The 14,525-nt window shown below is 43.2% G+C and carries 15 protein-coding genes and 1 other RNA gene; 4 read left to right on the forward strand and 12 right to left on the reverse strand.

Annotated elements, in window-relative coordinates:
• The 7 genes from FC07_RS11645 to FC07_RS11675 all read right to left on the reverse strand — a co-directional run bounded on the left by FC07_RS11645 (nt 1) and on the right by FC07_RS11675 (nt 6,418).
• Nucleotides 1–1,287, reverse strand: a complete 1,287-nt coding sequence (locus FC07_RS11645) for a solute carrier family 23 protein (protein WP_057905273.1) — start codon at nt 1,285–1,287, stop codon at nt 1–3.
• A gap of 136 nt (nt 1,288–1,423) precedes the next feature.
• Nucleotides 1,424–1,963, reverse strand: a complete 540-nt coding sequence (gene pyrR / locus FC07_RS11650) for a bifunctional pyr operon transcriptional regulator/uracil phosphoribosyltransferase PyrR (RefSeq protein ID WP_057905274.1) — start codon at nt 1,961–1,963, stop codon at nt 1,424–1,426.
• A 196-nt stretch (nt 1,964–2,159) separates the two neighbouring features.
• Nucleotides 2,160–3,080, reverse strand: coding sequence for an RluA family pseudouridine synthase (locus FC07_RS11655; RefSeq protein WP_057905275.1), 921 nt, complete (start codon nt 3,078–3,080; stop codon nt 2,160–2,162).
• Nucleotides 3,077–3,529 (reverse strand): signal peptidase II, encoded by a 453-nt coding sequence (lspA, locus tag FC07_RS11660; protein WP_057905276.1) that lies wholly within the window; start codon nt 3,527–3,529, stop codon nt 3,077–3,079. The genes FC07_RS11655 and lspA overlap by 4 nt, the downstream gene beginning before the upstream one ends.
• Nucleotides 3,529–4,179 (reverse strand): uracil-DNA glycosylase, encoded by a 651-nt coding sequence (locus tag FC07_RS11665; RefSeq protein ID WP_057905277.1) that lies wholly within the window; start codon nt 4,177–4,179, stop codon nt 3,529–3,531. The genes lspA and FC07_RS11665 overlap by 1 nt, the downstream gene beginning before the upstream one ends.
• Entirely contained in the window at nt 4,179–5,852 is a 1,674-nt protein-coding gene (locus FC07_RS11670; RefSeq protein WP_057905278.1) for a formate--tetrahydrofolate ligase, read from the reverse strand. Before FC07_RS11670 ends, FC07_RS11665 begins: the two co-directional genes overlap by 1 nt.
• Nucleotides 5,853–5,995: 143 nt before the next feature.
• Nucleotides 5,996–6,418 (reverse strand): EbsA family protein, encoded by a 423-nt coding sequence (locus FC07_RS11675; protein WP_057905279.1) that lies wholly within the window; start codon nt 6,416–6,418, stop codon nt 5,996–5,998.
• A gap of 23 nt (nt 6,419–6,441) precedes the next feature.
• Here FC07_RS11675 and FC07_RS11680 point away from each other — a divergent pair, with 23 nt between their 5' ends.
• On the forward strand, nt 6,442–6,843 hold the full coding sequence (locus tag FC07_RS11680) for a ribonuclease HI family protein (protein ID WP_057905280.1): 402 nt from the start codon (nt 6,442–6,444) through the stop codon (nt 6,841–6,843).
• Nucleotides 6,844–6,875: 32 nt separating this feature from the next.
• On the opposite strand, the gene FC07_RS11685 is transcribed toward FC07_RS11680, so the two are convergent.
• From FC07_RS11685 to FC07_RS11700, 5 genes are all read right to left on the reverse strand, one after another.
• Nucleotides 6,876–7,478, reverse strand: coding sequence for a nitroreductase family protein (locus tag FC07_RS11685; protein WP_057905281.1), 603 nt, complete (start codon nt 7,476–7,478; stop codon nt 6,876–6,878).
• Nucleotides 7,479–7,714: 236 nt separating this feature from the next.
• Nucleotides 7,715–8,839: a THUMP domain-containing class I SAM-dependent RNA methyltransferase gene (locus FC07_RS11690; protein WP_057905282.1), complete on the reverse strand. Its 1,125-nt coding sequence runs from the start codon at nt 8,837–8,839 to the stop codon at nt 7,715–7,717.
• 99 nt (nt 8,840–8,938) lie between these two features.
• Nucleotides 8,939–9,303: RNase P RNA component class B (gene rnpB, locus FC07_RS15685), an RNA gene on the reverse strand.
• 19 nt (nt 9,304–9,322) lie between these two features.
• Nucleotides 9,323–9,673 carry a cell division regulator GpsB gene (gene gpsB, locus FC07_RS11695; protein ID WP_057905283.1) on the reverse strand — a complete coding sequence of 117 codons (351 nt, stop codon included), beginning with the start codon at nt 9,671–9,673 and terminating at the stop codon, nt 9,323–9,325.
• Nucleotides 9,674–9,730: 57 nt separating this feature from the next.
• Nucleotides 9,731–10,297: an SLOG family protein gene (locus tag FC07_RS11700; RefSeq protein ID WP_057905284.1), complete on the reverse strand. Its 567-nt coding sequence runs from the start codon at nt 10,295–10,297 to the stop codon at nt 9,731–9,733.
• A gap of 269 nt (nt 10,298–10,566) precedes the next feature.
• Here FC07_RS11700 and FC07_RS11705 point away from each other — a divergent pair, with 269 nt between their 5' ends.
• The 3 genes from FC07_RS11705 to FC07_RS11715 all read left to right on the forward strand — a co-directional run bounded on the left by FC07_RS11705 (nt 10,567) and on the right by FC07_RS11715 (nt 14,445).
• Nucleotides 10,567–10,968, forward strand: coding sequence for a hypothetical protein (locus tag FC07_RS11705; RefSeq protein ID WP_057905285.1), 402 nt, complete (start codon nt 10,567–10,569; stop codon nt 10,966–10,968).
• Nucleotides 10,969–11,459: 491 nt separating this feature from the next.
• The gene (gene recU / locus FC07_RS11710) at nt 11,460–12,107 is read left to right on the forward strand and encodes a Holliday junction resolvase RecU (protein ID WP_057905286.1); all 648 of its coding nucleotides are present in this window, start codon (nt 11,460–11,462) and stop codon (nt 12,105–12,107) included.
• Complete coding sequence (locus FC07_RS11715) at nt 12,094–14,445, forward strand: PBP1A family penicillin-binding protein (protein ID WP_057905287.1); 2,352 nt, start codon at nt 12,094–12,096, stop codon at nt 14,443–14,445. The genes recU and FC07_RS11715 overlap by 14 nt, the downstream gene beginning before the upstream one ends.
• The last annotated feature ends 80 nt before the right edge of the window (nt 14,446–14,525 follow it).

Consider the following 14,525-nt stretch of genomic DNA (forward strand, 5'->3'; position numbering starts at 1 on the left):
TTAGTGGCCCCCGTTTTCTTGTGTGCGTTCATTTAAAGCTTGTTGTGGCAAAATTAAGTTTAAGACAATGCCGAGTATTGTTGCTAAAGCAACACCGGTTAGTTGAAAGTTACCGAGCTGTAAGTAGGCGCCGCCAATCCCGATGACGAGAATGGTTGAGGCAATCATTAAGTTGCGTTTCTTATCAAAATCAACTTTATTATCAATCAAGATCCGTAAACCGTTGGCTGCAATGACCCCAAAGAGTAGAAAGCTAATGCCGCCGATAACTGGACTTGGAATACTCATGATCAAAGCACTGATTTTACCGACAAAGCCGAAGACAATGGCTAAAACGGCTGCGCCACCTAAAACGAAGACGCTGTGGACCTTTGTAATGGCTAAGACCCCAATATTTTCACCGTAACTGGTGACAGGCGGTCCGCCGATGAAACCGGCAATAATTGAGGCTAAGCCGTCACCACTTAAGGTGCGATGTAACCCTGGATCCTGGAAGAAGTGCCGGCCGGTTAGTTTGTTTAAGACCATGACGTGACCCATGTGTTCTGTCATGGTGACGAAAGCAATGGGTGCCATGCCAAGAATGGCGCCCCAATATAATTTGGGATGATAGCTAACAAATGGAATTTCAAAAGCTGGTAAGGCGAACCAATGGGCGCTCAAGACAGTTGAGAAGTCGACAATGCCGAACAGTACTGCGACAATGTAGCCGCCGACGATCCCCAGTAAAATCGGAATCAAGCTGATAAAACCTTTGAGAAACATGTTGAAGCAAACCGTTAAGCCCAAGGTGACCAATGCGACAATGAAGAACTTTAAATCATAATGATTGTTGTTCATCATGGCGTTTTGTGCGGCGCTACCGGCTAAAGATAAGCCGATCACCATGACCACCGGCCCCACCACAATTGGCGGTAAGACTTTATCGATCCAGTCAGAACCGATACGGCTGATGATGTAAGCGACGATCAGGTAAACGACCCCGACTGAAATCGTCCCTTGTGCGATTGCTGGATAACCATCCGTTTTCATCAAGGCCTGCATGGCCACAATGAAGGCAAAACTTGAGCCTAAGTAAGCTGGAATCTTCGCTTTTGTCACGAGGATATAAACCAGTGTGCCGACCCCGGAACTTAATAAGGCGATTCCTGGGTTCAATCCGACTAAGATCGGTACTAAAACGGTTGAACCGAACATGGCGAATAAATGTTGGAGTGATAGGCCGAACCATTCAAGTGGCTGCGGTTTGTCGTGAATATCAAGCACGACATGTCTTTTCTCTTGCATGACTAAACTTCCCTTCAGGTTAAAAAAAGCACCTCATTTACTGATTGAGAGCAAATGAGGTGCTTTAGCGTTATCTAAATAACGTCTAAACCAAATACCATTTTGCTCTCTCTGGAGACAATTAAATCGTTTGGGATTATTCGATTTTTTCAATCGCGATCCCGTCATGTTGGTCAATCTCTTCTACGGAAACTTCGATTTGTTCTTCCCGTGAAGTTGGAATGTTTTTCCCAACAAAGTCGGCGCGAATTGGTAATTCTCGATGGCCCCGATCAACTAAAACAGCAAGTGAGATCTGTTTTGGTCGACCGATTTCCATTAATGCATCTAAGGCAGCCCGTGTGGTACGACCTGTGAATAAAACGTCATCAACTAAGACAACGTGTTTATCAGTAATTGAAACAGGTAAATCGGAGCCGTTAACAGTCGGTTCCGATTTACCGGAACGATGAACATCATCACGATAAAGGGTGATGTCGAGTTCCCCAACTGGCACAGTGACTTGTTCTAATTGTGCCATCCGTTTTGCAATGCGCTTTGCTAAATAAATGCCTCGGGTTTTAATACCGACTAATACAATGTCGTCCAGCCCTTTGTTTCGTTCAATGATCTCATATGTCATTCGTGTGAGTGCCCGTTTCATTGTGACGCTATCAATGACTTCTTTTGCTGACATGTTAACCCCCGCTTTGCAATAAAAAAGCCTCTTACCGTGAGGTAAGAGGCGCTATCGTCGAGTTGCATACACTGAGTCTTTCAGTGCGATAGTTCCTTCTTAGTCTCACGGGACTAATTTAAAGGATTTCGTTTATTTGATTGTTTTCATCATACTGAATTCCGGGCGTTCTGTCAAGATTATTTTGGGAATTGTATTATTTTTTTGGTTCACCATTTAACGGCGACAATGCTACCAGTGTTTTTTGAAAAATGGCTGGTAAAGGTGCTTCAAAAATCAACAATTCTCCTGTGGTTGGTTGCTTAAAGCCTAATTTCTTAGCGTGTAAAAATTGGCCAGCACCTTTTAACGTTTTCTTAGGACCATAAAGGGGATCCCCTGCAACTGGATGGCCAATGTATTTCATGTGCACCCGAATTTGATGGGTACGCCCAGTTTCTAAAATACACTTGACCAGCGTATAATTCGTAAAACGTTCCAACACTTGGAAATGGGTCACGGCATGTCGACCGCCTTCGAGCACGGCCTGTTTTTTGCGATCATTTTTTGAACGCCCTAATGGCGCATCAATGGTGCCCTTTTCTTCTTCAATCACGCCATGGACCAACGCAATGTATTCGCGAATCGTGGTTTTAGCTTTTAATTGTGCTGCTAAGGACTGATGCGCCAAGTCATTTTTAGCGACCATTAACAGACCTGATGTATCCTTATCAATTCGATGGACAATACCAGGGCGAATGACCCCATTAATACTGGATAACGGACCATGCGCCAATAAAGCATTGACCAGTGTACCATCTGAATGTCCTGGTGCTGGATGGACCACCATGCCTTGTGGCTTATTCACCACGATCACATCATCATCTTCGTAGACAATGTCTAATGGGATGTTTTGCGGTTTTAAATCTAATGGCACCGGCGCTGGAACCTGAATTTGAATCTGATCATCCGGTTGCACCTTATATTTGGCTTTCGCCGGCGCTCGATTAACGGTTACCAAATCGGCTTTTAGCCATTGTTGCAACTGAGAACGTGTGTGGGTAGGAAAAGCACCAGCTAGCACTTTATCCAGACGGCCGGTTTCGGTCGTAATTGTTAAATTTAAGACTTCGGTCATTTGTGTGCAGTTTCCTCCCGTAATAATTGAATAAAGATCAATAAAACACCAATCGTCAAGGCACTATCAGCAACGTTAAAAATTGGAAAATTAACAAATTCTAATTGGAACATGTCGACAACATAACCCAAACGCAAACGATCAATTAAATTTCCGGCCGCGCCAGCTAACATAAAGGCGAGTCCCCAACCTTGGATCGGTGCATTTTTAGGCCGCTTCACCAGCAAATAACCGATAACGATCACGGCAATGGCGCTGATCGAGCTTAACAGCCATTGTTGCCCGGCTAAAGTGCTCCAAGCAGCGCCATCATTGTGAATGTTTGCCAACGACAGAACACCAGGCACCACAATCTGGGCTTGATCCAAGGCAACTGCGATCGTCACCCAATGTTTAACCAGTTGGTCAATGATCACAATGGCCAAGGCAATAATCCAATAAATCAACATTAATTCCCCTCATCTACGAGTAACCTTTTAAATTGTTGTAAATCGGCCGCCAATTCGGCTGCCAGTTTGCGGTTATAAAACACCGCGGCTGGGTGAAATGTTGGAAACACCCGAAATTGTTTTGTTGTTAACTGATAAGTTTGCGCTGTTTCAGACCAGCAACGAACCGGGCCTGATAAAAGTTGGCCATGTAACTGCCCTACTTTTTTATCCGAACCTAATAAGCGTTGTAACCCAACATTGCCAATCGTCATGATCAAATCACACGGCAAGTGAGCCAATTCAAAATCCAGCAAAAAAGCTTGGCGCTTTAATTCCCGCTGATTTGGTGGACGATTATCTTTTTTGGTATAAGTCTGTTGCGTCCGTTTTGACAGCTTCGTCACCACTCGATAAGGACGGCTGTGCAAGGCGCTGGTAATGTAGATTTCCTGCCGTGTCACCCCTAATGTGGCCAGGGACTGATCAAGCTCTTTGCCAGCACGACCTGTAAATGGCTTTTTTGAAGTCACTTCTGTTTCACCAGGGGCTTCACCGACTAGAATAAAACGTGGGGTTAAGCTGCCATTGCCGGGAACCACACCTTCAAGCTCACCGGTTAATTGCTGCTCAGCTCGTCGTAATAAGTTTGCCGGCAAAATCGTCGCCATTAAAAGAGGCCTGTAATCGTACCGTCATCAGCAATATCCATCCGTAACGCTGCTGGTTGCTTTGGTAATCCTGGCATGGTCAGCACATTGCCGGTTAATGCCACAATAAAACCAGCCCCTAAGTCAGGCGTAAATTCACGAATGTGTAATGTGAAACCAGTTGGTGCACCTAAAGCCTTTGGATCATCGCTAAAGGAGTACTGTGTTTTGGCCATACAAACTGGCATTTTATCCCAACCATTCGTAGCAAAGGTCTTTAATTGCTTTTTCGCTTTCGTTTCATAAACCACGTCTTTGGCCCCATAAATTTGTTGGGCAATGATCGCGATTTTTTCAGTTAATGTGGTTTCTGGCTCATAAAGTGGTTTAAAATCAACGGGTGCCGTCAGGCTAGCCAAAACGGCTTCGCCTAACGCCTTGCCACCTTCGCTACCTTTTTCCCAAACTTCAGTGTTTACAGCTTGAACTCCTAATTCGGCACAAAGGGCTTGTAAACGCTGAATTTCAGCTGGCGTATCGGCCGTAAAAGCATTGATTGCAACGGTAACCGGTAAGCCATAACGCTGCATATTTTCAATGTGGCGCTTTAAGTTGGCGAAGCCCTGTTCTAAGGCTGCGATATTTTCAGTCTTCAGATCTGCTAATGCAACCCCACCATTATACTTCAATGCCCGTACCGTTGCGACGATCACAACAGCATCTGGATGTTTGCCTAATTTTGGCGTTTTAATATCTAAGAACTTTTCAGCACCTAAGTCAGCCCCAAAACCACATTCTGTAATGGTATATTTCGCCAATTTCAAAGCAGCTGTTGTCGCCAAAATACTGTTACAGCCATGCGCAATATTCGCAAATGGGCCACCATGGATCAAGGTAGGTGTATGTTCTAAGGTTTGAACCAAATTGGGTTTTAAGGCATCTTTCAATAGCATGGCAATGGCACCTTGGACCTTTAAGTCCCCGACCGTTACTGGTTGACGATCATACGTGTACCCGATCAAGATTTTGGCAATCCGCGCTTTTAAATCATGAATGTTTGTTGCCAAACATAAAATCGCCATTAATTCACTGGCAACCGTAATGTTAAAGCCATCTTCACGTGGAATACCTTGGAATGGGCCACCCAACCCAATCACCGTGTGCCGTAATGCACGGTCATTAATATCCAAAGTCCGTTTCCAACTGATCCGTCGTTGGTCGATGTTTAACGCGTTGCCTTGATGAATGTGATTATCGATCAAAGCAGCCAAGGTATTGTTGGCACAAGTTAAGGCGTGCATATCACCGGTAAAATGTAAGTTAATGTCTTCCATTGGGACAACTTGCGCATACCCGCCACCAGTGGCGCCGCCTTTCATACCCATTACTGGGCCTAATGATGGTTCGCGTAACGCAATCATGGTTTGGGCGCCTAATTTATTTAAAGCGTCACCTAATCCAATGGTCACAGTCGATTTTCCCTCACCAGCAGGTGTTGGATTGATCGACGTGACTAAAATTAATTTATGGTCAGCGGGTAATGGCTGATTCTCAAAAGCAGTTAATTTGATTTTAGCTTTATAATCGCCATAGCGCTCAATATCTTGTTCTTGCAAACCAACTTTAGCTGCAATGGTCGTAATGGGTTGCATTTCCTTTTGCTCATTTGCTTGTGCAATTTCAATATCTGACACGATAAAACTCCCCCTTAGGTATTGACTGGAAAACGGCCTTCCAGTACAGTGCTTGATTTTCTGAAACTAGTTTCAGTATACCCGATATTTAATCTGATTTAAACCAAATTTATCACGTGAAACCCGAACAATATCAAATTTAATCAATGAAGCATTCCGGTTATCTTGATTTTTTGTGTATTTAACCCATGCACCAGTTGTAATTGCGCGCGTGTGCGAATCAAAATCTGAAATGATTCCCCGGTTGTTAATTGAAAATTTAATTGGTGTGGCTTGGTGTAGACCGCCGCTAATTGGTCGAATGTCAGCGCACGTTGTTGCCGTGGGCGCACACCCTTAAAAATAATGGCCGTCGTTGTTAGTTGAACCCGACGGCGCAAAAGATTGATTCCCGCTAAAATAACGGCTATCAAAAAAAGAACACCACTGATCCACTGAAAATGAGTGAATTCCAGCCAAACCACCACACCCATTAATAAAATGACAAATAACCAGGACCACGTTATGATACTGGTATAAGAATCTGGCTGATAAAAAAACTGTTGTTGCTTTTTAATCGTGATCACCTCAACCTAAAGGAGTTTTAATTATGTTATATCTTGCCACAGATGCTGCCACAAAAGGCAATCCTGGTCCAAGTGGCGCTGGCATCGTCATTCACGGTGACGCACATTACCTTCAATTATACACGCCTTTGCCGGTGAGTACGAACCATGAGGCCGAATTTGCAGCCGTCCAATTTGGTTTTGAAACGCTGATTGCCCGTGGCTGGACAACACAAACAGTTTGTCTGCAAAGCGACAGTCGAATTGTGATCACCAGCTTGGAAAAAGGTTACGCCAAGCATTACCAACCACAAGTGGACCGCATACTGGCCTTAGAAGCACAATTGCCATTAGTCTTACATGAATGGCGTTCCGATCATGCAAATCGCAAACCACATGAACTGGCACAAACCGCTTTATTTAATCAATTATCCACAAAAAAATAGTCATCGGCAAGTCGCCGGTGACTATTTTTGGTTTATTTTAAAATTTTAAAACGTTGGTCATCTGCCATGTATTCTTTTTCACCGGCTGGTGCATCAATTGAGCCAAATGGCATTTGCGCGCGTAAGGTCCAACCTGCTGGTAAATCAAAGGCCTTTTGAACAGCTTCATCGATCAATGGGTTGTAATGTTGCAAGCTTGCGCCGATTTCATTTTCAGCTAAGGCCGTCCAAACAGAGTTTTGAGCACTTCCTTGTGCTTGCTCAGCCCAATCCGCAAAGTTAGCAGCGTATAATGCAAAATCATTTTCCAATTGATGAACAGTTGCTGTATCCGTTAAGAATAAAATGGTGCCATAGGCTGCTTTAAAACTGGCAATTTTTTGCTTGGTTTTTTCATAAGCCGCTTCATTAGGTACTTCTGAGCGAAGACGTTCCACCACAAGATCCCACAATTGATCATGCTTGGCACCATATAAAATCACAGCACGTGTTGTTTGTGAATTAAAAGCAGTCGGTGTTTCTTTAATGGCATCAATGATCAGTTGATTCAGCTCAGTTTCAGTCGCTGTGACGTTTTTACCTAAAGCATAGATTGAGCGGCGATTTTTTAATAAATCAATAAAGTTTGTTTGCATATTTAAGCACCCCTTGTAGTTGTTGAAATTAGCATACCAGCTTACTTTTGGTAAGTAAAGCATTTTGTGTTGCTTTTTTGTATTTAATTTCCGTTGTTGACTTTGAATGCTGTTAATTGGCGGTTAACAACTATTTTGTTGGCATATTTTTAGTAGACATAACTTTATTTATCTTAAGTAGTATAGTACTGTGCTTAAAAAAAAGAACCAGCTTGCGCCGATTCTCGTTGTGTCGATTAATGCTTATTGGCCCAGTATTGGAATAAGTCCGTCCGCAGCGCACCGTTATAAAGTTTACGCCGCTTTGTTGATTTTTTCCCGAAGGCTTTTTCAAAACCTAAGTCACTGGTCAAATAATATTGGCTCCAAGTGGTCATCTGCCCAAAGGCTTGCCCCATTTGACGATACAAATCACGCACCGCTGTTTGATCACTTAACCGTTCCCCATAAGGCGGATTAGCCACCAATACCCCATGTTTTAATTCCGTTCTAAAATCTTTGATTGCAACTTGTTTAAATTGGATTTGGTGCAGGACCCCTGCTTGATGCGCATTTAACTTGGCAATATCGATCATGCTGCCATCAATATCGCTGGCTAAAATGGTTAACTTTTGAGCAACTTCTTGCACATCGTCCGCTTCTTCTTTAGCCTGGGCCAAAATAGCAGGATCAAACCATAGCCAATCTTCAAACGCAAAATGGCGCTGATAACCAGGGGCACGGTTTAAACCAATCATTGCCGCTTCAATTGGAATGGTACCAGAACCGCAAACAGGATCTAAAAACGGCATATCTGCATGCCAATTCGTTAATTCAACCAAAGCTGCAGCCATATTTTCTTTTAATGGTGCGTCCCCTTTTTCTAAACGATAGCCCCGTTTAAACAGACTGCTACCACTGGTATCCAAACTCACAATGGCATGGTTTTTTAAAATGCTGATTTCTAGCGGATATAAACCGCCTGTTTCTGGCAAACGCGTTTGGCGATGATAGACGTTACTCATCTTATCGACAATGGCCTTTTTCGTTAAACGTTGGACATCTGACACACTGAACAGTTTGGACTTTACCGAACGCCCGGCTACTGGGAAAGCGGCATCAAGCGGTAAATATTGGTCCCATGGCAGTGCTTTTACCTGTTCAAACAAACTGTCAAAATCGTAAACATCAAACTCACCAATAATGATCTTCACCCGATCCGCCGCACGTAACCATAAGTTGGTCTTTACGATTTCTGGTAAATCACCTTCAAATCGCACTCGGCCTAATTCGGTTTGTGTTTCAAATCCCATGTGTTTTAGTTCTTTAGCGACAACAGCCTCTAAGCCACTGGCCGCTGTTGCAAACAACGGATATGTCATTTTTTTACCTCAATCCTTTTTAATGTTTAAAAGTTAAATTAAAATTATTTTTAAATAAAAAACCCTCCGTAAAGGAGGGTTCCCTGATAACGTGTAAGCCTCTGTAAGCCATGTTTTGTCTCATTAATACTCTCAGGAACAATACTAATGAGGGTAATCATCTATCTGCAGCCGAAACTGCTCTCACGCGTCGTTCAATTCCTTACGTGGGACGCCCCTACCAAAAGTTTGGGTTACTCGCTCGCGGGGTTTACCCGTTCCAACTTGCTTGTTTCCAAACAAGATCGTCACTGTGGCACTTTCAGATGCATCACACCATAGGTTACCCCTTAGGTCCTTACATCGCCGTTACCGTCACCGGTACCTTAGCTTATTGGGCTAAGCACGAACACTACAGACATCGCAGTCTGTGCGGGCATGGACTTTCCTCAGCTAACAAAAGTTAACCGCGATTACCCGAAACTTACACCATTATAAACTGAATTAATTATTTAACCGCCGTGGACCATTTGATCCGGCATCATCTAACTTAGCGCCAAAAACATGCCGTTCCAAATTAGATAAGCGCTTCAAAATATCGAAGTTGGTTACCGTTGGATTTGGCTGTGCACTCTGGACATCCTTATTAACGGTTACTTGCTTTTGCAGCTCATCATTCTTTGAGCGTAAACGTTGATTGTCGCTGGTTAAGCGATCAATTTCATCAGCATAAGCGCTGTAGTCTTTGATGATTTGATCCAAATATTCGTCTACTTCGGTTGGATCGTAACCGCGCATTTTCGTCTTAAATTCCTTATTCAAGATGTCCTGCGTTGTTAAATTAAGATTTTCCATTCATGTACACCTCATTGCACGCTGTCGTTAACATGACTTTAATTAGTATAGCAGATTTTAATCTGCTTGCAAACCATTTTCTTGCTCGGCAGCTAAATTATTTGCTGTTTCTTGTAAATCATCAAAATCGATCAGACGTAACGGATAGTCGTGTTGCGTCTGCCATTGCTCAATTGCCCGAATATCATACTGCACTTTTCCAGGCGCCTGTGAATCATAAATAAATAATGCGCGATCTGTATGCGTCAGCATAAATTGTTGATATTGTCGTAATTGCTGGACGGAATGATAAGGTCGCTCAGTAATCGCTGCACTAAACGTTGCTTGACTTCGAACCAAGGCCAAAGCCGTTTGATTGGCTTCATTCCAATTTTTACCGCAGTCACTGAATGGCAACATGACAGCCGTCTGTAACGCTGGATAAGTTGACTGTAACGTATGGGCAACACTGATTGCCCACTGCTCGGTGCCTAACTGGGCCCCGGTAATCAACCAATCCATCCCTTCATCTAATAATTGTACCAGATTTTCGGACAATGCTTTTTTAAGAATTTTTAATTTTGTTGATTCAGTACCAAAAACACCTAATTCATAACTGCGGTAGCCACTGACCCATACACGCATGCTGTCACCTCCTTAAACCACCTGTCTGTTAGGTGGTGACGAATAAGCTATTTTTACACGATTCAACCCATATTGCATAAACTCGATTATATCGGGATTTCTTAAAAAAGTAAACGCTGTTTAAAAAAACAGCAACTTAAGCACTTATCATTTGCTCAGCGCAACCTTTAACGACAACAACCGCTACTGTTACCAAATCATGACTTAAATCCGAGAATAACATGGTTTTTTCAGTCTAAACACTATATATTATTAACGAGGTGATTGAAATGGGAAAAATGACGATTCCTGAATTGAATCAATGGCAAGAAACATTGTGGAACCCTGGTTATTTTAATATTGCACGGACCATGGTCAATTTAAGCGCAACCGACCAACGCAATGTTGAAAAATGGACTGATCCAAAATTATGGTTTAACGCAACAGCACCCAATACCTTTATTACACTTTATGCAACTGGTGACGCCTTTGCAGACCCAAGTGTTTTTGGGTCTCAAAAAGCAGCGGCTGTTGCCCTCGAGCAACTACAAGCTAAATTTGGCATTGATACCACACATCCCTTTGCAGAGATCATTCTTGAGGATGAGCAAGACTATTATTGTAATCTCGATAAAGCGCCTGCTGACATACTAGGTGCTAACGCCCCTGGCGGTCTTTTTAAAGCTAAATAGCTTGACGAAACACGGTAAACGCCGTGTTTTTTTAATCACAGCGGCGTTTTAATGAATGAAAATAACATTTATTCCAAATAATATACGTTTCGTCCGGTGAGTGACCTACATAATACGCTATATTAGTGAATATAAATTCATTTCGGCCAACACGTTTAAAACAATGTCATTTAACAGCTCAAACTGCACTAGTTTGATGAAGTGTACTTGAAATTTGATCAGCCTCTATCGGAGGTACACATGCCATCAACCATCGGTCACGGCGCTCATCTTAAAAACTGATAGGCGCTAATTGCGTTTTGATTTTTAAAAATAAACAACAATTTAACGCATTTTTAAAACATTAGCAGGCTCACTCGTAAATTAGGTGTCAACAAGGTATCAACGCGCCTGTTTTTCAAAAGGTAGTCGCCACTAAATACCGATGCTTCAGGCCCTTAAGCACGCAGCGGCGTTATTTGCTATAATATAATCCTAGGAGTGTGATTGCGATGCCTTTTCATTATCCAAATGGACAGCCTTATTCGCGCCCGTCCGATCCAAATGGGCACAAACGAGCAAAAGTCCAACAGGTGCGGTTTGACAATCGTGGTATGTCGCTAGAAGAAGAGATCAATGAGAGTAATCAATTTTATTTAGCGCATGACCTGGCCGTGATTTATAAAAAACCGATTCCGATTCAAATTGTTAAAGTCGATTATCCGCGGCGTAGCGCTGCGGTGATCAAAGAGGCCTATTTTCGTCAGGCGTCTACAACCGATTATAATGGCGTGTATGCAGGTTATTATTTAGATTTCGAAGCTAAGGAAACAAAAAATAAAACAAGCTTTCCTTTAAAGAATTTTCACCAGCATCAAATTGAGCATTTACGTCATTGTCTCAAACAAAATGGCATTTGTTTCGTCATTATGCGATTTGTCACGTTAGAGCGACTTTTCGTTTATCCTGCGACCCCATTAATTCGGGCCTGGGATGCACAAGCAAAAGCGGGTGCTAAATCAATTCCGTTACACACTATTGAAGTCGAAGGCTTCGAGGTGCATTATGGTTTGAATCCACGCATCCCTTACCTCACAGCAGTGGATCAATTGATTCACTACTCTGAATCACAAAAAGGAGTTCATTATGGCAAGCAATAATCAAAATTCGCGTGTCGCACGTAATCGTGACAACCAACCCCCTAAAGGGCATCATCCCATTCGGCGGGTGATCGGCATTTTACTGGCAGTGTTTGTTGCCCTATTGGTATTAGGTGGTGGCTTATTTACTTACTACGCAATGAGTGCACCAAAGGTAACCACCGCCAAACTTTCTAGCCAAGCAGCCTCGATTATTTATGATAGTCAAGGAACAGAGATCAAAACTTTAGGCCTGGAAAATCGTACCAGCGTCACGGAATCACAAATTCCACAACAATTAAAAGACGCCGTGGTTTCCATTGAAGATCGCCGGTTCTACACCAATATTGGGATCGACCCCGTTCGGATCGTAGGCGCTTTGTTCGCCAATGTTCGCGGCAGTTCCGGTTTACAAGGTGGGAGTACCCTGACCCAACAGTTGATCAAGCTTTCCGTGTTCTCCACAAAGGCCTCCGATCAAACAATCAAACGTAAAGCGCAAGAAGCTTGGTTGGCATTAAAAGTTGATCGTACCTATTCTAAAGAACAGATTCTTGAGTTTTACATGAATAAGGTTTACCTATCCAACGGTGTTTACGGAATGGGCACCGCAGCCAAGTATTATTATGGTAAATCTTTGAACCAACTTTCTTTACCACAATTAGCTTTGATTGCTGGGATGCCACAAGCACCTAGCAGTTATGATCCTTACGTTAACCTTTCCGCTGCAAAAGAACGGCGCGATACTGTTTTACAAGCCATGGTCACCAATAAAAAAATCAGTGCCAGCCAAGCACAGCAAGCTGAGGCCACACCGATCACCACTGGCTTAAAGAAACAAACGACGAATAGCACAAACACCAATGACCCAACGATCGATGCTTATGTCAGTCAAGTCATTAGTGAAGTGAAGAAAAAAACCGGCTTAAATCCTTATACAGCTGGATTAAAGATCTACACGAACTTAAACTTGAAATTGCAAAAGCGGCTGTATGACATTGTTAATACTAACAATTACGTGAGCTTCCCTGACAACACCATGCAAACTGGGGTCACCATGACCAACGTTAATAATGGTAAAGTCATGGCGATGATCGGTGGGCGTAAATCCAACGTCCAATTAGGACTTAACCGTGCCGTACAAACCACCCGAAGCAATGGGTCAACCATGAAACCAATGCTCGACTATGGCCCAGCGATCGAATACTTAAATTATTCAACCTATCACCAAATGAACGATTCCGCCTACACTTATCCAGGCACTAACGTTCAGCTAAACGATTGGGACTTTAAGTATCTTGGTAAAATTTCAATGCGCACTGCACTTGCCCAATCACGGAATATTCCAGCCGTTAAAACCCTTAACAAAGTTGGTATCTCCAGAGCCACACAATTTGTAAACGGCTTAGGAATTTCATTCGACAAGACGTTAACCCTTTCCAATGCAATTGGCGCCGATGTCTCCAGCTTACAAGAAGCCGCTGCCTACAGTGCCTTTGCCAATGGCGGGACTTATTATCAACCTTATGTCATTCATAAAGTTACCAAGCCAGATGGCACCAGTATTAATTACAATGCTTCTGGTAAGCGGGCCATGAAGAAGTCCACCGCCTATATGATCACCGATATGTTGAAAGATGTGATTAAAACTGGGACTGGGACCCAAGCTGCCATTAGTGGGTTATATCAAGCTGGTAAAACGGGGACGACGAACTACTCTGATGATGAGCTGAGCAACAATAGCAATATTAACAGTAATGAATCTAAAGATTCTTGGTTCACCGGTTACACCCGTAATTATGCCATTTCCGTTTGGACTGGCTACGATCAACCTGAAAAAAATGGCTTAGATGCCAATGATCAGCGGATTGCTGGCTTGATCTACCAATCCTTAATGTCCTACGCTTATCAAACGACAAATGCGAATAATTTAAATTGGACGAAGCCTAGTAGCGTTATTGCAGAAAATATCTTAAAGGGCTCGAGTCCAGCAAAGATTGCAGCCAGCGGTTCCAGTTATACCCGAGAGCTTTTCATTCGCGGGACACAACCGACAACTGTGGCCAGTTCCACCAAGCATAGCAGTAGCAAAACATCGCTTGAAAGTAAAATTGCCAGTTCCGGTTTAACGTCGACTGACAGTAGTTCTAGTAGCGCCAACAGCAGTGTTAGTAGCAGTGCTTCATCAGCGTCTGAAGCGGCCAGCAGCGCCAGCCAGGCGTCTGAAGCCTCTTCCAGTCAAACACAACAACAATCGGACAGTAACGCTGCTAATACCACAACGTCGTCAGAAACAACCACGCAAGGAAATACCACCACAACGACAACGACGACCACCACTAGCGGCGGCAGTCACTAGGACCATTAAAAAGAGACCCTCAACTTGAAGTGCCCTACAATTGTTAGACAAGAAGTCTAATGATTGTGGGGCTTTTCTTA

It is taken from the genome of Loigolactobacillus bifermentans DSM 20003, assembly GCF_001434575.1.
Lineage (GTDB): Bacteria > Bacillota > Bacilli > Lactobacillales > Lactobacillaceae > Loigolactobacillus > Loigolactobacillus bifermentans.